Annotated in this window: 1 pseudogene; it reads right to left on the bottom strand. The window is 58.8% G+C overall.

Annotated features, from left to right (window positions below):
• Positions 1-200 precede the first annotated feature (200 nt).
• Positions 201-521, bottom strand: a pseudogene (locus AC1DWM_RS30230) (hypothetical protein); the annotation flags it as partial.

Consider the following 521-nt stretch of genomic DNA (forward strand, 5'->3'; position numbering starts at 1 on the left):
CTCCTATGTATGGACTCGCCCCCACTGTCTACCTGCTTTTCAAACACTGCTACCCGGTTGCATCTATGTATAAGGCCTATTCGAGGAAGCCATCTTTGGCTTCTGGCCAACATTGGTTGAGCTCACGGTATGCCGATTACATTCAGGCCTCGAAGGCCGGTAGGAGCGCAGGCATCAATCCGCGACGGTCTGACCTGGGGTCAATGTTTTCTAGCAGGGGCTGGAGCGCACTTGCGCCCCGGTGGCAGAACGCTGTCGATCAACWACTTGTCGCCATCGGCCGGTTGGCGGCGATAAGTCTGGTCATTCTGTAGCAGTACCCAGATGATTCGCAGGTTGCGATTCGCCAGCCGTACCGCTGCTTCCTTGCGTCCCAGCCGACTCTGCCAGCGTTGCAAGCGACGATCGTCGGGCTGTTCCGAATCTGGGCGCAGCTGCCTCAATACCGCGTGAGCCCCCTGCACCATCAGGCTGCGCACGTAGCCATCGCCTCGTTTGCACATCCGGCCCAGGCGAACCTT

This window comes from Pseudomonas sp. P4_C8 (assembly GCF_056401975.1).